We start from the raw sequence: 20746 nt of genomic DNA on the forward strand, positions 1-20746 counted from the left end.
TCCAGGATATTGACATAGATCCAGCGTTTAGGCATTACCTGAATGAATATTGAAAATAAAAGTAAGCATCAAATACCATATATGAGCTATTTGATGCTTACTTTATCAATAGGTTAAATCTCAGCTAATTTTTTCGGTTTCCTCTTTATAATGAGGCTCGTCTACATCTGATAAGTTTATTTTGGTGATATCTAAATCATAGTTCCACCTAGGATTATCGTTGCCTTTTTCAATTTGTCTAAAATAATGTCGATAAATATATTTAACATATTTAAAAAGAAGCACTAAAGATATAACGTTAACAAATACAATGATTCCTATAATTAGATCTACAGCCGCCCAGATGACATTCAATTCTACAGTACTTGCTATAACAAGGATAACAGCTAGTACGACTCTGTATGATAAAATAGGATACTTCTTCTTATCTCTAAAAATATAAGTTAAATTGGATTCGCCATAACGCATATCTGCTAATAGTGTCGTAAATCCGAATAAAAACATCGCAAAAAATACAATCCAACTACCTAAATTTCCTAAAACGGAACCAAAAGCAGTTTGCAATAATAATATACCATCCTGACCTGATTCTAATGATCCCGTCATCAAAATTGCCAATGCGGTAGCTGTACAAATAATAATGGTGGTGATAAAAGTACCAATCATCGCTAAAAATCCTTGGTCGACTGGATGTTTAACATCAGCAGAAGCATGCATCATTGCAGCGGCACCATTCCCTGCATCATTAGAAAACATTCCCCTAGCAACACCGCTTCTAAACGCCTCTGCAACAGTCCACCCGACTACTCCACCGACTGCTGACTTCCCTGTAAATGCGCTTTCAAAGATAGCACCAAAAATAGTCGGGATATAAGTAAAGTTAATCATCACTATATAAAGTACAACCGAAAAGTAAACAAATACCATGAAAGGGACAATAAAAGTCGATACATTTACTAACCTCTTCATTCCCCCAATGGTTACTAAAAATGCCAAAATCACAACAATTATTCCTGGTATAATTGGATTAATATCGACGACACCCGTAAAAGCGTTTGCAATTGAATTCGTCTGAATAGATGCGATTGCAATACCAATACCAAACACATAAAGAAGTGAAATTAGAATAGCCAATGGCTTATTTCTCAAGCCTTTTTCAATGTAATAAGCCGGTCCACCTTCGTAATTTCCATCTTTATCTTTAACCCGAAAGGCTTGCCCTAGAACGGTTTCATTAAAACTTACAATCATACCAAACAACGCAGTCATCCACATCCAAAAAATAGCTCCCGGACCGCCGATAAACAATGCGCTACTCACACCCACAAGACTTCCTGTACCTAATTGACCACCAAGAGCGGCCATTAAAGTACCAAATCCAGATAGTCCTCCTTCGTCACCTTTTAAACTCTTTTTCATGGTACTAAAAGCCCGAATAAAATGTTTAATCTGAGGGAACCCTAGTTTAATAGTGAAGTATAAACCAACACCTAGTAAAGTGTATCCGATTACATTTGCCCATAGCCAATCAGTTATAGTATAGATTATTTGCATAATTACAACCCCTTCTATTTGCTATCTTATAGGACACAGAATTAAATGAAGATGCAACGTTGTACACTTGGTGCATCACTTGTCATTATCATAAAGTTTAGTAACAATACTTCTCTCATACACTTGGGATACTGAAATAATACTGAATCTTGATGTGTAGGTTCTACACTCCCCAATATATTGATTAATATTTGAACCCTTCCCCAAGTCTATTTCTTATCGTTTCATAATCCGGATAAGTAATACGATAAATTTTCAAGGAATGCAGGAGGGTTACATGATAGAGTAATGATTTGCAACCCCTTTCATTCGTTGTATACCAATACCTCAAATTGGTAATTTCAAGCGAATGATTTCAGCGAAAAATTCAGCACCCCGAACTAAGTTTTCATCTTTATAATCAAACTTAGCATGGTGGAGAGGATAGACTTCTTCTCCTTCACGCTTACCACCTAGGAAGACATAGCATCCCGGAACTTTATCAATAAAATGCCCAAAATCCTCTGAACCCATCATCGGTTGTGCATTAGCAACAATATTTTCTTTCCCGAGTACATTTGTAGCTGCTTGCACGGCTGTCTGATGGCAATCTTCCCAGTTAACCGTTGGTGAAAAGGAGTTTCTATAGGTAAATTCGCATGTTGCCCCGTTAGCTTCACAAATATTTTCACAAATGGCTTGCATTCTCTCTTTAATAAGAGCTGAGACTTCTGGTTTGTAACTTCTACAGTCACCAGTTATGACGACATTAGTCGGTATGACATTCACAATGCCGTCAGTATGGATTTCAGTGCAAGAAACTACCGCGGTGTCAATCGGATCAATATTTCTTGAGACAATGGTTTGCAATGCCAGTATGATTTGGGAAGCGGTAACCAATGCGTCAACCCCCATGTTTGGAGCTGAGGCATGTCCTCCCTTCCCTTTTATACGAATTTCAAAGTTATCCTCACTTGCACAAATCCCTCCAACTTTGGAGTGGATTTCCCCCTCTGGTAAACCTGGCATGTTGTGTAGTCCATAAAATTCATCGATTGGGAATCGCTCAAATAACCCATCCTTTAGCATTGCAAGTGCCCCTTCACCATGTTCCTCTGCAGGTTGGAAAATGAAACGAACGGTTCCGTTAAAGCTTTTTCGATCAGCAAGTAATTTCGCTGCACCAAGTGCGGTAGTAACATGTCCATCATGGCCGCAAGCGTGCATCTTGCCTGGATATTTCGAAGCATATGGTAGATTGGTTTGTTCCTGGATGTTTAAGGCATCCATATCAGCACGAATTCCAATAATTCCTAAACCATCACCGTTCTTCAACGAACCAACTACTCCCGTTTTTCCAATTCCAGTAACTACTTCATAACCCATCTCCAGCAATTTTTCTGCAACAAATCGAGATGTATTTTCTTCTTCAAAAGCTGTTTCAGGGTGTGAATGGAGATAACGTCTCCACTCAGTAAGCTGTTTTTTAAAATTTTCATTGCTCATATTCATTTCATTCCCTTGTGAAATATTTTTTTGAGTTTCTGATGATAATCATTTACTTAAATTCAAAAATTCAAAGCACTTCTCTTCTTACTTATACAGATGGATGCGCTCCGTCCCATACCACTTCTCTATAATGTTCCGGATCAGTGTCACCTTCTGTGCTGATGACCAGGATTTTGGAATCTTGATTCAAATTCAATGCATTTTTCATATCATTAAGTGCTTCATTTCCACTCAATAGACTAATTAGTCCCACACCAACTGCCGCACCCGATTCGCCTGAAATAATACGCGGGTCACTGCTTAATGGATTTGCCAGAATCCGCATCCCCCGTGCAGCCATGTAATCTGGACAAGAAACAAAGACTTCAGCATAATCTTTTAAAATTCCCCAAGAGGATGTACTAGGTTCCCCACATGCTAAACCTGCCATAATCGTATCCAAAGCGCCCGTTACTGCATGCGGCTCTCCATCACCTACATAAATAGATTTGTATAAGCATGCTGCTTTATCCGGTTCGACTATAACTGTAAGAGGACGTTCGTCACCGAATCTATCCGCTAGATAGCCAAGCATACTACCCGCAAAAGATCCAACTCCCGCTTGTAAAAACACATGCGTCGGTTTGTCATCGCCAAATTCAGCAATCTGTTCTATAGCTTCATCTAGTAAAGTTACATACCCCTGCATAATCCAAGCCGGAATCTCTTCATATCCCTCCCAAGCCGTGTCCTGTAGCAAAACCCAACCATTCTCTTCAGCCTTCCGACTTGCCAGCCGAACTGTATCGTCATAGTTAAGATCCGTGATGGAAGCTTCTGATCCTTCTTTTCGTATATTGTTTAATCTTATTTCTGAAGACCCTTTCGGCATGTAGACTACTGATTTTTGTCCTAGTTGGTTTGCAGCCCAAGCCACTCCTCTACCATGATTTCCATCAGTGGCTGTTACAAAAGTAATTTCTCCAATTTCCTCTTTTACTTCTTTACTTCTTAGTTTTTCAAAAGAAAGCTCTGAAATATCAACGCCTAATTTTTCTGCTAAATATTTACCGATAGCAAATGAACCACCCAATACTTTAAAAGCATTAAGTCCAAATCTATAAGATTCATCTTTCACCCAAATATCGCTAACGCCCAATTGTTTAGACAATTTATCTAATCTGTGAAGTGGAGTGACTTGATACTCTGGAAAGCTTTTATGAAAATTTCTTACCTTTTTAGCTATTTCACCATTCATAAAATCAACAGATGCTTTCTCAGTATCTATTTTCCTGGCATTTTCATTTGTAATATATTCAACTTCCGCTAAATTCCTCATTTTTTTATCCCCTTAATAAAATATTTTATTCTAAAATTGCGATGACCTCTATTTCTACACCAGCATCTTTTGGCAACTTAGATACCTCTACACAACTTCTTGCAGGATAACCTCCTGTAAAAAACTCTCCATATATTTCATTAACCACGGAAAAGTTAGATAGGTCTGTTAAAAATACTGTTGTTTTTACAACATCCTTCAAAGAAGCTCCTGCAGCCTCCAATACTTTTTTCACATTATTTAAAGATTGTGTTGTTTGTTCTTTTATATCCTCTGAAATTTTATCAGTTTGAGGATTTACGGGGAGTTGACCTGAAACAAAAATAAATGTATCCTTTTTAACTGCTTGGGAATAGGGCCCAATAGCTCCGGGTGCATTTTCTGTTGAGATTATTTCTTTTACCATTAATAAATTCCTCCTTGACTTTATCTATTCTAAAACTGGTTCTACCTTTTTAGAATTGCTTAGATATTGATTTGAAAAAAGAAAATAAAGACAACACTTGAATGTATACGCTTTCAAACGAATCGCTACTTCATCAATCGTGAAGATAACTTGGTATACTCTTTGTTTATTCTTTATTCTGACTTCTCACTAGTAATATACCACACTACACATACTAGTCAATATATTTTTTCATCCAACACTACTAATCAATTATTGCTAGGATCTGTATTCCCTTTCCACTACTCTTCTTAAAGCTTATAAATTGAAAGCTATTTGTGGTATATTACATATTAAAGAATCGTTTTAGTAGAGAGGTGCTAAAAATTGACTACTGAGAAGAATGGAACTAAAATAAAACGAATATTTATGAAGGATGAGGTTTACAATAAACTTCGAAAGTGGATTATAATCGGAGAACTCGAACCTGGGACAAAATTACGAGATCAGGATTTGTCTGAACAGCTGGGAATTAGCCGTACTCCTATTCGAGAAGCTTTACTTAGGTTGGAAAATGATGGACTTGTGGTGACTAAAGCGAATAGGTGGACGTTAGTATCTCCAATTGATTCTAATGAGGCTAAAAGTATCTATTCCATCGTATGGACACTTGAACGTTTGGCTATGGAGCAGGCCCTTCCTCTTATTTCTTCAAATGACATTGAAGAATTAGAGCAACTCAATGAAAATTTTAATGAAGCCATTAAAACAGGGGAAATTTTTGCAATACTTGAGGCAGATAACAAATTTCATGATAAAATTATTCAGTTATCAAATAATGTAGAGTTACTCAAGTTACTCTCAGGTTTAAAAGTAAGGATTCAAAGAATAGAGATACATTATTTCAGTCAGATGGATGCCAAGTATACATCCTATACTGAACACCAGCAGATAATAGATGCCATTAAAAAGCAGGATTTAAATCTTGCAATCGATACCATTAAAGCAAACTGGAAAAACAGCTTAGATCGTATTCGACTATATACTGAACATGAAAAATAGTCCGGGTATAAAAATAGCTTGTGGGTGAATTAAATAAGCTGGATAGTTCAAGAATCTTTTTCGGATTCTCGAACTATCCAGCTTATTTTTTGATTCGTTCTATCAACGCACTACTATATTCACACTATCGATTATTTATCTTATATCTTTTGTATGCTAATGGAGTCATGTTTATGGAATCTCTGAATTCAGTAATAAAATAACTGTTAGTTATAGCTTGGATGGTGACTACTACCAAAATAACGAACTAAATGAAGAAGCATTAGTTAGCATCTTCTTAGCCATCACAAATTTCCAAAAATCATTATTCAATCGTTGTCATAGAGGATACGAAGATACCATTGCCCGTATCATTCATGAACAGCTCGAAATTATTTTTTATAAAATGCTGTTAAAACAACATAAAATCGAAGAGGACGCAGCTTTAAAAGTTACCGCTGTTATATTAAGCTGGGGAATTTACGGGGCTTCTGTAGAATGGAAAAGAAATAGTAAGCAGATACCACCAGAGGAATTTATCAAATCAGCCATTCCCTATATCATTTCTGGGATTGATATTTAAAAATGCCAGTCACTCAAACAAACGTGTTTGTTCAAACCTTCGCGATTGGTTGAGTGACTGTGGCACTTTCTCTATTGCTTTATTTTGATAATGCAATTTTTATATGGGCCAAGTGGTGCTCTTCGTGCCAAGCCAATTTTGCAACTTTTGTGGCAACTGTTATTTTACCAGCTTCTTGGTGGGTAAAAGCTCGGTCTAATTGCTCTTCAGTTAAACTATTTCCCAGAGATACGATGCGCTCATTTATACCCTCTAGCATTTTAATAGAACTTTCTACAGGAAGCTTTGTATCCGGTTGAATCGCCCACTTTTCTTGATCAAAAGCTGGTACTGTTGGATTCTCATCTGTTAAAGCAAGCTTCAAACGTTGATACATGTTCAACTGAGAATCGGCAATGTGATGAACAAGCTGACGAACTGTCCAGCTACCTTCACGATACGTTCTGCTTAATTCCTCATCACTTAATGCGTCAACCGTTTCTCTTAATCGAATCGTGTATGTTTCGATTTCCTTTAGCCATTCTTGAATATTTTCTACTGTACTTTTTTCAGGAACTTGTAGCTTTCCGATTGGAAATTTTACCTCCATTTTCAATCCCCTTTTCCCTATTCGTTATTTTTTACCCTTTTTTCATAATCCTCTCTATATTCTAACATAAAACTTGTTTAGTTTAGCTTTGACATTTAAAATACCCTATAAAGTAGCTACTTTATAGGGTACATTCTAAATATAGGTAAGGCTTTTTTCTATCGCTGACAATTATTCATTAATAAGTGTCTCTAACGCTACAGTAATCATGTCATTAAATGTTGTTTGGCGTTCTTCTGCTGTTGTTTCTTCACCTGTAATCACATGGTCACTCACTGTCATAATACTTAAAACGTCGATGTTGTATTTAGCCCCAAGTATATAAAGAGCTGATGTCTCCATATCTACACCTAACACACCGTAATCAGCCAGCTTATGGATCATGGAATCGTCGTCTTCATAGAATGAATCGCCCGTGTAGACGTTCCCAACATGAACTGTCAAATCGTCGCTCTGTTTAGATAAACGATGTGCTCTCTCTAGAAGAGTAAAACTTGCGTTTGGTGCATAATTCATTTGTGGGAAAATGATGTTTTGCATTTTGGAATCATTTGTAGCTGCCATCGCCATGACAATGTCACGGATTTTTACTTCGCGCTTCATAGCTCCGATTGTACCAACGCGAATAATATTTTTCACACCATAATCTTTAATGAGTTCGGTGGCATAAATACTCATAGAAGGAACACCCATTCCAGAGGATTGGATAGAAATCTTTTCCCCTTTATACGTCCCAGTATACCCATACATTCCGCGAACTGTGTTATGACACTCAACATTCTCTAAAAAAGTATCAGCAATATATTTAGCACGAAGTGGATCTCCGGGCATCAAGACTTTTTCAGAAATTTGACCTTCTTTTGCATTTAAATGGATACTCATGATACTTCTTACCTCCAAATAATTGATAGATTACATTGATTTTCTACTGATTGTCTGTATGCTTCTTCAATTGTGTTGATGAATAAATCCAGCTTAAAACTAAACCAACTGCAAATGTGAGTAATACTCCTAGGCTGTTACCTTCGAAAATTCCTTTCGCAAACGGGGCAGGGACGATTCCATTTGTTGTGAAAAGAAGCCCGATGATTACACTCACAAACCATATAGCTACATTCCCTTTATTCACAGAAACATTTTTGTTACCTGAAATGATATCAGGATCATACCCTTGCTTTTTGCGAAGAATAACGTAATCTGCTATGAATACAGCTGTCCAAGCGGCTAAACCAATCCCTACAATCCCTAAAAATAGTTGGAACGAACCTAAGAAGTCACCGCTTATGAATAACACATAGGCCGGAAGCAATACCATGATTGCGCCGTGGAAAATAATCGATGTACGATCTGAAATTTTTATATTTGTAGCTTCTAACGCATTACGTCCGGACCGAAGTGAAATAACTGCTGGTGGAATGATTCCGCCCAACGCTGTAATAAAGTATGGAATAACCATCCATTTAGGCATTTGTAAAGCTAATGCCGCAATTGGATCTGCTGCATTCACTAGTTCAGGATTCGTCGCGTTCATTAAAATACCCAAGAACATGATGACAAATAGTGGTATAGCTGATGCAAGTGTTGTTGTCACGAAAATCGATTTATTCGAAGATTGAGGACTTTGGTAGCTAGAGTAATCACTCGCAACCATTGCCCAGCTAAGTGCAGAACCAGCGATAATGATAGAAATCGCAGGTAATACGCCTCCAACCCAGTCTCCATTTGGCATATTCACAAGTGCTGACCAGTCTGTTTGTGGAACTAAAATACCCAAGACAACTACTGTTAGTGCACCAAAAATATAGGTAAATATTGTTTGTACTTTTACAAGTGTTTCTTGATTTACAAGAGACAATGCCATAATCGCAATCGCAAGACCGATTAACCCGATTAGTTGTACCGTCGTTGTTACTTCAAATCCAAGTGCAGTAACAATGGCATTAATGGAGAAAATACCAGTAGGAACATTACCGATACTCAGCCAACCAATCAAACAGATCCACGCAAGTACAGCAGGAATCAAGTTACCTTTTGATCCAAAAGCTGCTCGAGATAACACAAATGTCGGTGCATGTCCTAACTTCCCTGGCAAACTAAGATAACCGATCAATGCAAACGATGCCGCTCCCAAGAATGCAGCTATGACTGATTGAACGAAGTTGAGACCATAACTAACAATAATCCCTCCGTAAACCAATCCCATTATACCGATATTCAATGCAAACCATATCCAAAACAACTGCTTAGGTTGTCCAATTCTTTCGTTTTCTGGAATTAAATCAGAATGATGTTGACTCATAGCTCTTTGACCTCTTTCTCAAATTAAATGGTTTTTTTGTGTCTTCTATTAGCTATTTAGAAATAGTTAATTTTATTTTTGCAAACTGTTGAGGTATATAGAATTTATTGTGCATTAATGGATAATCTGCATTGCCGTAAATACTTTCCAATAGTAAAAAGTATTCATTTCGCCCAATTAACTTTTCTTTTTGGGTGGACAAATTAACAGTATTTGTATGTTTAATTTCAATTTCTCCATGATTCGCATTCACATACACTGCGTTCTCCAGAAAATCCAGTACCTGTTCTTTATCATCTAAATTCAAGGAAAAACTTTTCACCGTTTGCATCGACATAAAGGTAAAGGCGTAGGCAATTAAATCGCTTCCTTTTCTATACAAACGTTCTAAGGCGACTACTTCAGACGCATCTTCTTTTAAAACTTGGTTCGTATATTCAGTTGCTGATTCCAGTCCGTAATTTATTTCTACTTGATCAAATATACTGATATGGTATTTATGCACCGGGTTGCTTAACCCGTCCAACGGAACAGTTTCTTGTTGTTTAAAAAAGGAATCGATCAAAAAGTTCCCTTTCCCGTGTTCATTTCTTACGATTCCATCATCCTGCAAAAGCGCCATAGCTTGTCTTAACGTTGACCGGCTAATCCCTAATTCTTTTGCTAAATCTGGTTCTGAAGGAAGCCTACTGCCTATGGGATATTTTCCTTTTTTAAATTGAAGAAGGAGCTCATCATACACATTTACATAGAGTGGTCTTTTCAATTTATTTGATATATTTTTATTCATTCAGTCACCTTTTATTTTAGTAGTTTTAAGAAAGAATCACCGTTTTCAGGCATTTCCACAGCGAAATTATCCGCTATGGTTGCGCCAATATCAGCAAATGTATCATTCTCAGGTAATTTACCAGAGCCCTTTAATTGTTTTGAATAGGCCAAAACGGGAATAAATTCGCGTGTATGGTCTGTACCAGGAAAGGTTGGATCATTGCCATGATCAGCCGTAATAATTAATAAATCATCTTCCTGGATTGAATCCAATACTTCATCTAAACGTTTATCAAATTCCTCTAACGCTTTGCCATAACCTTCTGGGTCACGACGATGTCCGTATAAGGCATCAAAATCGACTAAATTTAAGAAGCTTAAGCCTGTAAAATCCTTTTTGATGACTTCTAATAATTTGTCCATACCATCCATATTGCTTTTTGTACGAATGGCCTCTGTAACTCCCTCACCATCAAAGATATCATTAATTTTCCCAATGGAAATTACATCATATCCACCATCCTGTAGACTATTCATTACTGTTTTCCCAAAAGGCTTTAAAGCATAGTCATGACGATTTGCCGTTCTTGTAAAGTTCCCGGGCGTACCAATATACGGTCTCGCAATAATGCGACCAATTAAATAGGCAGGATCTTTTGTGATATCTCGAACCTTTTGACAAATATCATATAGTTCTTCTAACGGGATGACTTCTTCATGAGCTGCAATTTGCAGAACAGGATCTGCTGATGTATAGACAATCAAATCCCCTGTGTTCATTTGATGCTCCCCATATTCATCAAGAATATCGGTTCCACTTGCAGGCTTATTCGCTACCACTTTACGCCCTGTTACTTCCTCAATTTGTGTAATTAATTGATCGGGAAATCCATTTGGAAACACATTAAATGGTTTATCAATGTGTAAGCCCATGATTTCCCAGTGGCCAGTCATCGTATCTTTCCCCAATGATTTTTCCTGTAATTTTGTGTAATAGGCCAGAGGGTTATCTGACACAGGTACTCCTAGTATTTCTTCAATATTCGATAGACCTAATTTTGCTAGGTTGGGTACGTTTAAACCATTCATGTGTTCGGCAATATGTTGTAAGGTATGTGAGCCCACATCACCAAATTGAGCTGCATCCTTTGCTTCACCAATACCTACTGAATCCATAACAATTAAATGTATGCGCTTAAATTTTTCCATGCTACTTGCTCCTTTTATTTCGTGCTTTGTGTTACTTTCCGATTTACGACTAACTGAAAGCGAGAATAACACGATAGCTACGTCGGCTATTTTGGCTCCATTTCGTTTACTATAAAGTGTTTTTTAGTAGCCTTGCTTGTATGAGTAGTCCTTTAAATTGTAGTCGGATGGACTTGTCTATTTTTTATACAAGTTTAAAATATCACATAGTTCTATCTAATGCAAGCACTTTCAAATGAGTATTAAATGGCAATCCGCTAAAGTTAGGCCGCTGAAAAAGACTATGTAGATGTAGTTATAATCATCAATCAGATCAATATGTGGAATAGGTTATCTATTTCCAAGGGGAACAAAGTGAGTAAATCAATTACGCCTCGGCGTAGTTGCGTTGGGATTTTGAAGTGTGCACAGCACAATTAACTCCCCTCAAACTCCCTAACATCCGCCGGAGGCTTAACTTGGATCAGCAAATGTATTTGCTGATTCAAGTTAAAATAGGCGAAAAAAAACACTTATGGAATCAATGATGATTCCATAAGTGTTTTTAGACACTCAAAACGTAACAAATGTTTGTCTCCAAATATTCTGTTCTCGTTTACCTATCTTCCAATTCACTCAAGTACTAAATTGAACGAATTATAGATTCTTACAGTTCAAAAGAAGATACTATCACCGAGAATTCCTCATTTCTCGAATCGTCACTTGAATAATCACTATATAATACCTACTTCGACAGTCTGTCATTTATACCATAATTGCGATGATTGCTTTTGGCATCAATATAACAAAATAACCGCCCTGTGCAATCGGTTAAGATAGCTTATATGCTCTCTGTAACTCCGCAAGATCAAGTTTCTTCATTTTAAGAATTGCCTCATTAACACGTGACATTTGTTCCGGTGTACTACTTGCCATCATCTCGTCCATTTCTCTTGGTACAACTTGCCAAGACACCCCATACTGATCTTTCAGCCAGCCACATTGCTCAGCTTCGGGAACTGCAGACAGCTTGTCCCAATAGTCATCAATCTCTTCTTGTGTATCGCAATAGACCATAAATGAGACTGCCTCGTTAAAACGGAAATCATGCTTATGAGCACTGTCCATCGCAGCAAACCACTCGTTCTCAAGCATGAAGTCAGTAAACATGACTGTTCCCTCTTTGTCAGGTTCCATGCCTTGAGGGTATCGGGCAAGTAGACCCTGCTCTGCGTTTTTAAATACGGATAAATAAAAATTAATCGCTTCTTCTGCTTTGCCGCATTTATCACCGACAAACAGTAGCGAGGGCACTATCTCAGGCCGCTCTTCACCTTCTGGATTTGTAAGGATTAACTGCCAAGACAAACCATACTTATCTTGAACCCAGCCAAATTTCTCACTAAACGGATACTTATCAAGTGGCATTAATACTTCGCCACCTTCGGACAATTTATCCCAAACCTCATTTATTTTGTCACTCGCATCTTTTTCTCGCGATGGATCAAAATTAACCATGAAAGACACCGACGGATTGAATTTGAAATAAGGTCCTGCACTGATTGCCATGAACTTCTGTCCCCATAACTCAAAGGAGACTAAATCGGCGTCGCCTGATGGCGTGTCGTGGAGTGTTGTTACATTCGTAATTCTTGAGTTCGGGAAAATGGATGCATAGAATGCCGCCGCTTCCTTCGCCTCCTTGTCATACCATAAATGTGGAACGATGTTTTGATTTGTTTTTGTCATCGTTATTCCTCCTGAGTGATTGGTTATTAGAGCAGATCACTTTTGTATTACTTTATAAAAGTATTTTGATCATAGGTCAGAAGCCATTCGCCATTGTCTTTTTCAAACACAAGGTGCAGATAATAGTCTTGGTGGTAAGGCTTGCCTTCCTCGTCTAAATCATCGTAATGAATGAGCATTACCGCAAACGACATTTCTTTAGATTCCTGTAATTTCACGACATCATAAGTGATTGTCCAATCCTGATCCGAAAACCAGTCTTCATTAAATTGAATAAATTCCTCTCGGTTTTGAATAAGCTTCCCATTCGGTAAAATTAGTGTGATACGGGTCTTATGAATAGTGTCCGCAAAACTTACAATATCCTTTTCAACGATGGCTTGTATATGCTGTTCTAAAGCTTGGTTAAAGTCCATTTTATTATCCTCCCATAATTTATATTCTCTTTAGATTAACAGGCGTTAACTTGTTGTAATTATTAAAATTATACATCAAATCATAGTTCGTCACATCGTTCAAAGTATGAGTTGTAAAGAAATTCGATATTGAAAGAAGGGATGGATAATAACGTCAAACGGAAAGATAAATAAAGCGTTAAATTTGAAACTTATCGCAACGATTGTAATTTCAATAGTAAGGTAGCTAGTATAAGGAAAGACCTTGCTGAAATAGCTAAGACTACTTTTTGAAGTTCATGGAATCTACGCCCTTGATAGATAAATTAAACAATAAGCTTCCTCTCCCGATAACAACTTTAGGAAGACATATATAAGAAGTATTCGGGTCTTGGAAAAGGTGGCGTTCAATTTGACTTTACAACAATTAAAATATGCATTGGAAGTAGCTAGTAAGGGATCCATGAATGAGGCAGCAAAGAGTTTGTTCATCTCCCAGCCAAGTTTGTCGAATGCGATTAAGGAATTAGAAAAGGAAATAAAAATTACCATATTCATTAGAACGAATAGAGGCGTGACTGTTTCTAATGAAGGAGCTGAGTTTCTAGGCTATGCTAGGCAGGTATTACAGCAGTTTAACATGCTTGAAGAAAAATACATGAGTGAAAAACCAGCTAAGCAACATTTTTGTATTTCAACACAGCATTATACTTTTGCAGCCAATGCTTTTGTGGAACTTGTAAAAGAATTTGGGGCTTCTGAATATGAGTTTACACTTCGTGAAACGAAAACATGGATCTATGTCAATATCCTGGACACAAAAATGTTAAGTCGTTGTCAGAAACGGCATCCATTCATGGATGGTCCTGTATCCAGCGAAACCAGTCAAGTGGAAGCCCGCACTTGACAGCTTTCGCTGGATACAGGAAGTACAGCCCATGGATGTCGTTCCTGAAAAATGTGTAGGTAGAATCGAAGTCCTAATGTCTTCCTCCGATCAAGCAGCTGCCTGTCTGCACTGATCCTCTAATTGTTGCGGCGTTAAGTAGTCAATTGCCCCATGAATCCGTTTTCGGTTGTACCATGATTCAATGTATTGAAAGAGGGCGAATCGTGCTGCTTCAAAGTCTATATAGGTTGTTTGATAGACCTCTTCCTTCTTTAACGTGGCATGGAAAGATTCGATGCAGGCGTTGTCATAAGGACAGCCTTTTCGACTGAAAGAGTGTTTAATTTTTGCGGCTTTTACTGCTTTTTCAAAGTCTTCACTTGTGTATTGGCTGCCTAAATCAGTATGCAGAATCAGACCCTCTTCAGGCTGCTGCACATCAATTGCGTTCGTTAATGCTTGTAATACTAGTTCAGTTGTCATGGACTTGGAAAAGGAATAACCGACAATTTTCTTGGTATGTAAATCAAGGATAGAGGCCAGGTAGCACCAACCATTTTTCAGCGTATGGATGTATGTAATATCCGCAACCCATTTCTCGTTAATTGTCGTTGTTTCATAATAGTTCGGACTTTCGTGTCCAAAACGTCCGGACTTTGATGTCCTTCTACATCATTTTATCTCACTGTTTCAAGTATACTTATTTAACGATATGCAACTTCTGATAATTTATATTATGACCATGTAGTTCTGTGAGTTTGAAAAGTCATAGCTCTATCCTGTATCGATGACTAGATTTCTTTACTTCTTGAATATCTATGAACCTAATGCTGTACTCAATCACGTCATTCAGAAATAACCTATGTGTTTTGGCAAACTGCTTTACCTCATCAAGTAATTCTCTATCGCAGCTAGTATTGAACGCCATTCGATCTTTTGGCCGAGCATCCTTATTGTATGAGATTTGATTTTCAGTCAACAATGACTGCAATCCGCTTTCAATTAAATAGTTAACATGCGTGTTGTTTTCTTTTGCAATTAATCTAAGATCTTCCAATATTGATTGACTGATATTAGTAACAAAGTTGGTCCTTGCCGTATCTGTTGTTTGAATCAATCTACCATCTACAAGCTTCCACATAATTAAATCGCTCCTTTTTAATCAACCATGCGTTGTGACATGCGTTGTCTTTTATCAAAAATAAAACTATCAGTTGCAACATCATTATATATAATCTTCGCAAGTTTAGGAAGTTCATATTTTCCTTTTATCCAAACGCGGTAAATATGATTACCTGCTGAACTAACCGTAGTTGTAATTTCCGAATGCAATTGCCATGATTGAAATACTGACAATAGGCCTTCTGCGAAATTCTGACTACCTGATGTAACATTCATAACATAACCTGTCTTTTGTACCCAACCATCACCATCAATTCCCCCCCTTACAAACGATGCCATAAACACTTCTGGTACATTTGGAAACGGAACGGTTAATGATTTTTGTGCGACAATCCCCAATACTGCAAGATCCTTTTTTATCTCCTTAGAATTAACGATTAAAAGCGGTGTCGACCTTGTCGGACCTGTAGGCGCTAGTACATAGTCTGCTTCCATATACTTTGCAATCAATTTAAGGATGCGCTCGTCTTTTTGGGAAAAGTAAATGGTATGATACTTTTTGTTGACGTGTCCATCTGTCACGAATAACCCGAGTACCCAGGCCATTTCATGTGTCCATACTTTAAAAAAGTCTTCATTCACCTTATTTTTCCTTGGCTGACCCGAGTATTGCTCTCTATTCATCTGGATCTTGTGCTTATGTAGCACATTACGAATTGCTCGATCAGATATGCCGGTGATGGGCTCCATTTCCTTATAAGGCATACCGCTTTTGTACATCTGAATAATGGTTTCATCTGTTACACCTGGATTTCTTGGCATAGTCTTTACTCCCCTCTTATTGATGGAATAAGATACTTCAAAAATACGAACTATAGTTCTGGTATTTTAAATATATACCTCCGATGTGATTTTATCAACCTAAATTTATAGTAGACTTCAATAACAAAAGAAAATTTTAAAAATATGACCAAATACAGCAGTGTGAACATTTGTTCTAATTATGGGATATCCCCTCTTTTTATCGATTTATCGAGCAAAAAGTCTTTATTTCTCCCTTTTAGCAATCAAATAGGGATTGTCACTCCATAAATCCAAATCCACTTTTACGAACAAATGTTCAAATGCGGTATTTAAACAAAAAAAGCAGTAGGACAAACCCAGCTAATTGGGTCTGCCCTACTGTTTATTCAGTCTGAGATAACTCCTTGTAAGCCAGCACCTTCAAGGCCAACATTTCCTCATCCGTTAGCTTACCTTCAATGTCATAGAGTAACTGCTGCTTCTCGGCCGCTGTTAAACCACTTTGAGCTTTCGATTGAAGCTCCTGCAACTCACTTACATTGAACTTTTTAACCAATACCCTTACGGCCTGTTCTTTCGTTTGGAACGGTAGCGTACTGCTATCTACATTTTTTCCTTCTTCAATAAATGCCTTCAGCTGCGGATCATTATTGATTTCTTGCTTAATACTCTCAAGTTGGCCACTATCATTTAACTCAACGGCGACTTGCTCCATCACTTGATCAGCGATGATTTTAGGTCCGAAATAGTAAGCAGAAAAGCCTAGCACAGCAATAACAACAACGATTCCAAACAACACCTTCATAAATTTCAACTAAGCTCATCCTTCCTTTACAAAATCCCTTATAAAGGATACTACACAGTATTCGTCCGATGTACAAGAAAGTAAGCGAAATGAATTACTCATTTAATAGGCAAGTGCAGTGTAGTCGAAACGATTTGCGCAGTTTCAATGGCGCGTGATAGGTCACTCGTAATGATTACATCCCATTCTTGTTCTAAAGAAAGTCTATTGGCCAATGCGAATGCCTGCTGCTTCCCTATTTTATTTAAAGGGATATCAGATACTCCCTGCGCCTTGCCTAGTTCATTCCACTCTGTAATCCCGTGTCTGACTAGCCCTATTGTTGTCAAATCTCATTTGCTCCCTTCCTGACACAAACAACAGTCATTTATTCAACAAGCTATACGTAACTATATCCACAAAATGATTGTATAGCCATTGCCCATCTTTTGCACTTTGCTTAATTGCTTTTCAATGCCTAATTCAACCGGTAGTCCATGCGTATCCCGGCCTGCTTTTTGAAGGATTCGAACAGTCAATCTTATAACTGTCTTTAAAGCTTAACGTTCCTATGTCATCTTTCGATCAATGAGCACCGTTTAATTTCGCCTATATAGTAGAATCGCTCACTAGTTTGACTAAATAGACGAATTAATGTTATATTCGTTTAAATAGTCGAATTGACAGGGTGATTTAACCAGTCATTTACTACAAATCAGTTGAGAGGAGAATTATATGACTTACCCAGTTTCTGTTTTTATTATGGATGTAAGCAATTCTTCCAAAGGAAAAATTGGCGGTGAATTAAGTAAGTATCTTCATCAGTTAGAAGAAAGGATAGCTGTCTGGACGAAAGATATCACAACGACTCAGGTCATTCATCGTTCTGGTGATGAGATTGTGGTCGTCAGTAGTGGCTATGCAACGGCTTACACACTTGCCTTTTACATTAGTCAAATATGGAAATACAATGATCATAAACCCTATTTCGGCCTCTCGTTTGGCGACATTCATGAAGACGTCAAAGCGCTTAATATCGAGACTTGGATTCATCCTTTCATGAAGCAAGCAAGATATGCCAACGATATGCTAAAACACCAAGAGCAAAATAGGGACCAATTCAATTTTGGTATAGCTGATTTTTTAAATGAAAACTCCTTTGAAGGCTATAACCTCTTTAGAAGCCAATTTGAGACCTTATTAAATATGATTTTAAAATTACAACATGATCAAATAAAAGAGCAAACAGCTATTCAGTCACTTGTCTGTTCTTTGTTTCTCGTCCTCAACCAACAAAATAAAATAAGTCATTATCTTGATCGGTCTGCATCCACTATTTCAAGCCATTTAAAAAAAGGAAAATGCGAATCGATTACAAGTGCATTTAATGATATTGTAAAAGTACTGAATTCGTTGCAACCTGAAAGAAAGTATATCCAACAAGTAATCAACGACCAACTACAACAGAATATCAAGCGGACTGTGAGCAATCATCTTCATGAATATTTTTCAATTAATTAGAAGTGGAGGGAGAAACCGTGATTGTATTATTGCTACTTCTTGCACATTTAGTAGCTGACTTTTGGCTACAAACATATGCCATGGTGAAAAACAAGATGAAGAATTTAAAGAAGCATATTCTCCACCATCTACTTACAACTGGACTAGCGCTCGTAATCATCTGGGGGTATTCTCATCACTTTACGGATATATTCAGCTATCTCTTACTCCCCCTAGCCTTTATGGTCGTGTCTCATCTAGTAATTGATATACTGAAATTAAAGCTCCTGGACACCATCAAAACAACAGACAGGAGCAGTCTAAAAAAGTTGTGGTTTTTCTTAATAGATCAACTATTACATATTCTGATGTTGCTCATCACTTGCATTCTTTTCTTTCACATGACAGTGCCGAAGATGGTGACCAGCTTACTTCAATTGTTTGGTGAGGAGAATGGATTCAGCAGTTTAGGTGTGGTCAACACGTTGCTTTTCATCGTCATTCTGTTTATTTTAGCTACAAATGTGAGTGGTCATATTATTAACTTATTAGTAGGCTCACTGCCATCTGAATTTGCAAATTTCGAAGGAGAATTCATGCTTAATAATCAATTAACAGAAGCAAAATCTAGTCATCCGTCTAAGATTGAAAGTAATTTTACTGAGCAATATCATTACTTTACCTATTCTAGTCCCCTACCATCACGCGGAAGGTTAATTGGCTACGTAGAAAGATTACTAGTGATTTCATTAACGATTGTAGGTGCGTATCCGTCGATTGCATTCATTATTGCGGCAAAGTCGATTGCACGTTTCAAACAGTTAGATGATCGTAATTGGGCTGAATACTTCTTATTGGGTACATTAGCTTCCATATTGCTAGGATTAGTGCTTGGTTTATTGGCAAAAGAAATCATCATGTAATTGGCTAGAAGAGGTGTGTAAATTGGTCTGTAACTATGAATGGGCGTACGGATTGTTCTTACTCTTGCACAAAGGTATTGTATTTTAAATTCGAAAATAAAAGTTCACCAAGTGCCCACATAATTAAAAAACAAATAATACAAGAATACAAAAAAGAGTAGTTCTAGCACTACTCTTTTTTGTATTCTTATTAAAGTGATTGCTTAGGCAACAATAACGCAAATATTAAGTAAACAGCAATGGATCCAGGTACAAAAACAAATAGTAATCTAACAATCAACGATGGTAAATTGAAAAAATCTGCCATACCTCCACAAACCCCGAATAAAATCTTATCGGATGATGATTTCGTTAATTTGTTCATTAGGACACCTCATCTCTGCTATGTACTAGCTATTATTCTATTACACTATGAAGCAACTGCATAGTCTTCACTAGAAAAAGTCCATATTAGAATCCTAACATACCAACAATTTATATTGTTGCCCATTTTTAATGAAAGACTAGCTATCAACCCCACTACTTTATGTTTCTTGAGAAGATTTCTTTTGAAAAATTTGGAGGATTCATTCGGTAATGTCTACAACAAATGTAAACGAAACTTCTCCATTCGCCCAATTCGCCACTACTTCGTAGATCACATTGCCGCTGGTCGCTGGCAATGTGATTTGGCCACCTTTTACAGACGCGGTAGTCCGTTGTTCAGTATCCCATATATAAACGCTAAGGCTAGGATTTTGCTCAATCACAACTATTGCTTCGCTATTTGCCTTTATGGTAATAGGTTCAAGCTTTTCTGCAATTTGCGTTGGAGAGGCGGCGTCTGTCGTTATTGTTTGGTTTCCTTTAGTCCACCTAAATCCGCCTTTCTCCATCTTATAAGAAGTACCATTTATTTCAATAACTCCAGCTAAATGAGGTGGAAATGCGTGGTTGCTATAGTCGAAGGAATCAGATGCTAACTTCTTTGATTGTAGAATTTCAATATTTCGTGCGGTTGCTTGAGCTGGATACGATTCTTTAACGCCATCACCTATCCATACGACAACCTCTTGATTCACATCATACTTTGTGATGTCATCAAAACTAGGTAAAGTCAGCCAAATAAGACCATTGTCTAGATCATCAACCAACACACGGTTTCCAGTCACATCAACTTCGGTAATGAACCCTTTTCGATCAAATTTACCTTTACTTACATTATCCTTTGCAGTACAACCAACCAAGGTCAAACAGACTACCAACAGCAAAATAAGGTACTTTTTCATAGATGGCATCCCCCTTTAGTTGATTGGACGGGTATTATGTATAAAGGTTACGTTACATTTTTCATGCTTTGATTCAGAATTAAAGAAAAGTGACTA

Annotated in this window: 21 protein-coding genes and 2 pseudogenes; 5 read left to right on the forward strand and 18 right to left on the reverse strand. The window is 37.4% G+C overall.

All coding sequences use genetic code 11. The annotated features are described in order from the left end of the window. Positions 1-120: 120 nt before the first annotated feature. The 4 genes from R2B77_RS15490 to R2B77_RS15505 all read right to left on the reverse strand — a co-directional run bounded on the left by R2B77_RS15490 (position 121) and on the right by R2B77_RS15505 (position 4766). The gene (locus R2B77_RS15490) at positions 121-1554 is read right to left on the reverse strand and encodes an alanine/glycine:cation symporter family protein (protein WP_203249263.1); all 1434 of its coding nucleotides are present in this window, start codon (positions 1552-1554) and stop codon (positions 121-123) included. A 327-nt stretch (positions 1555-1881) separates the two neighbouring features. Next, positions 1882-3039, reverse strand: coding sequence for a M20 aminoacylase family protein (locus tag R2B77_RS15495; RefSeq protein ID WP_203249262.1), 1158 nt, complete (start codon positions 3037-3039; stop codon positions 1882-1884). A gap of 91 nt (positions 3040-3130) precedes the next feature. Continuing rightward, positions 3131-4360 (reverse strand): diaminopropionate ammonia-lyase, encoded by a 1230-nt coding sequence (dpaL, locus tag R2B77_RS15500; protein ID WP_203249261.1) that lies wholly within the window; start codon positions 4358-4360, stop codon positions 3131-3133. A 25-nt stretch (positions 4361-4385) separates the two neighbouring features. Next, entirely contained in the window at positions 4386-4766 is a 381-nt protein-coding gene (locus tag R2B77_RS15505; protein ID WP_203249260.1) for a RidA family protein, read from the reverse strand. A 408-nt stretch (positions 4767-5174) separates the two neighbouring features. On the opposite strand from R2B77_RS15505, the gene R2B77_RS15510 reads away from it, so the two are divergent. Together R2B77_RS15510 and R2B77_RS15515 are read left to right on the forward strand one after the other, a co-directional pair. Beyond that, positions 5175-5807 (forward strand): GntR family transcriptional regulator, encoded by a 633-nt coding sequence (locus R2B77_RS15510; RefSeq protein WP_212391960.1) that lies wholly within the window; start codon positions 5175-5177, stop codon positions 5805-5807. Between the two features lie 217 nt (positions 5808-6024). Continuing rightward, positions 6025-6369 carry a hypothetical protein gene (locus R2B77_RS15515; protein WP_203249258.1) on the forward strand — a complete coding sequence of 115 codons (345 nt, stop codon included), beginning with the start codon at positions 6025-6027 and terminating at the stop codon, positions 6367-6369. A gap of 79 nt (positions 6370-6448) precedes the next feature. On the opposite strand, the gene R2B77_RS15520 is transcribed toward R2B77_RS15515, so the two are convergent. The 7 genes from R2B77_RS15520 to R2B77_RS15550 form a co-directional block, all read right to left on the reverse strand. Beyond that, the gene (locus tag R2B77_RS15520) at positions 6449-6958 is read right to left on the reverse strand and encodes a YfiT family bacillithiol transferase (protein WP_203249257.1); all 510 of its coding nucleotides are present in this window, start codon (positions 6956-6958) and stop codon (positions 6449-6451) included. A 171-nt stretch (positions 6959-7129) separates the two neighbouring features. Continuing rightward, on the reverse strand, positions 7130-7840 hold the full coding sequence (gene deoD, locus R2B77_RS15525; RefSeq protein ID WP_203249256.1) for a purine-nucleoside phosphorylase: 711 nt from the start codon (positions 7838-7840) through the stop codon (positions 7130-7132). Positions 7841-7883: 43 nt separating this feature from the next. Next, complete coding sequence (locus R2B77_RS15530) at positions 7884-9257, reverse strand: purine-cytosine permease family protein (RefSeq protein WP_203249255.1); 1374 nt, start codon at positions 9255-9257, stop codon at positions 7884-7886. Between the two features lie 52 nt (positions 9258-9309). Continuing rightward, complete coding sequence (locus R2B77_RS15535; RefSeq protein ID WP_203249254.1) at positions 9310-10047, reverse strand: GntR family transcriptional regulator; 738 nt, start codon at positions 10045-10047, stop codon at positions 9310-9312. A gap of 11 nt (positions 10048-10058) precedes the next feature. Beyond that, positions 10059-11237, reverse strand: a complete 1179-nt coding sequence (gene deoB / locus R2B77_RS15540; RefSeq protein WP_203249253.1) for a phosphopentomutase — start codon at positions 11235-11237, stop codon at positions 10059-10061. Between the two features lie 810 nt (positions 11238-12047). Beyond that, on the reverse strand, positions 12048-12965 hold the full coding sequence (locus tag R2B77_RS15545) for a VOC family protein (RefSeq protein WP_203249252.1): 918 nt from the start codon (positions 12963-12965) through the stop codon (positions 12048-12050). Positions 12966-13012: 47 nt separating this feature from the next. Continuing rightward, positions 13013-13381 carry a YybH family protein gene (locus tag R2B77_RS15550; RefSeq protein ID WP_203249251.1) on the reverse strand — a complete coding sequence of 123 codons (369 nt, stop codon included), beginning with the start codon at positions 13379-13381 and terminating at the stop codon, positions 13013-13015. A 391-nt stretch (positions 13382-13772) separates the two neighbouring features. On the opposite strand from R2B77_RS15550, the pseudogene R2B77_RS15555 reads away from it, so the two are divergent. After that, a pseudogene (locus R2B77_RS15555) lies at positions 13773-14153 on the forward strand (LysR family transcriptional regulator); the annotation flags it as partial. Positions 14154-14357: 204 nt separating this feature from the next. Here R2B77_RS15555 and R2B77_RS15560 read toward each other — a convergent pair. From R2B77_RS15560 to R2B77_RS15580, 5 genes and pseudogenes are all read right to left on the reverse strand, one after another. Continuing rightward, positions 14358-14903, reverse strand: a pseudogene (locus tag R2B77_RS15560) (IS3 family transposase); the annotation flags it as partial. A 112-nt stretch (positions 14904-15015) separates the two neighbouring features. Beyond that, positions 15016-15390: a hypothetical protein gene (locus tag R2B77_RS15565; protein ID WP_203249104.1), complete on the reverse strand. Its 375-nt coding sequence runs from the start codon at positions 15388-15390 to the stop codon at positions 15016-15018. Positions 15391-15407: 17 nt separating this feature from the next. Beyond that, complete coding sequence (locus R2B77_RS15570; protein ID WP_203249105.1) at positions 15408-16193, reverse strand: LAGLIDADG family homing endonuclease; 786 nt, start codon at positions 16191-16193, stop codon at positions 15408-15410. A 364-nt stretch (positions 16194-16557) separates the two neighbouring features. After that, positions 16558-16980: a hypothetical protein gene (locus R2B77_RS15575; protein WP_232843533.1), complete on the reverse strand. Its 423-nt coding sequence runs from the start codon at positions 16978-16980 to the stop codon at positions 16558-16560. 98 nt (positions 16981-17078) lie between these two features. Then, positions 17079-17309 (reverse strand): histidine phosphatase family protein, encoded by a 231-nt coding sequence (locus R2B77_RS15580; protein ID WP_203249107.1) that lies wholly within the window; start codon positions 17307-17309, stop codon positions 17079-17081. 385 nt (positions 17310-17694) lie between these two features. Here R2B77_RS15580 and R2B77_RS15585 point away from each other — a divergent pair, with 385 nt between their 5' ends. Both R2B77_RS15585 and R2B77_RS15590 read left to right on the forward strand, forming a co-directional pair. Further along, on the forward strand, positions 17695-18480 hold the full coding sequence (locus tag R2B77_RS15585) for a hypothetical protein (RefSeq protein ID WP_203249108.1): 786 nt from the start codon (positions 17695-17697) through the stop codon (positions 18478-18480). A gap of 17 nt (positions 18481-18497) precedes the next feature. Continuing rightward, a complete protein-coding gene (locus R2B77_RS15590; protein WP_203249109.1) occupies positions 18498-19382 on the forward strand; it encodes a DUF3307 domain-containing protein in 885 nt (294 codons plus the stop codon). 190 nt (positions 19383-19572) lie between these two features. Here the strand turns inward: R2B77_RS15590 and R2B77_RS15595 are convergent, their stop codons facing one another. Both R2B77_RS15595 and R2B77_RS15600 read right to left on the reverse strand, forming a co-directional pair. Further along, on the reverse strand, positions 19573-19746 hold the full coding sequence (locus tag R2B77_RS15595) for a PspC domain-containing protein (protein ID WP_203249110.1): 174 nt from the start codon (positions 19744-19746) through the stop codon (positions 19573-19575). 202 nt (positions 19747-19948) lie between these two features. Continuing rightward, the gene (locus R2B77_RS15600) at positions 19949-20650 is read right to left on the reverse strand and encodes a DUF3221 domain-containing protein (RefSeq protein WP_203249111.1); all 702 of its coding nucleotides are present in this window, start codon (positions 20648-20650) and stop codon (positions 19949-19951) included. Positions 20651-20746: the final 96 nt, after the last annotated feature.

This window comes from Sporosarcina beigongshangi (genome assembly GCF_033485195.1).
GTDB lineage: Bacteria > Bacillota > Bacilli > Bacillales_A > Planococcaceae > Sporosarcina > Sporosarcina beigongshangi.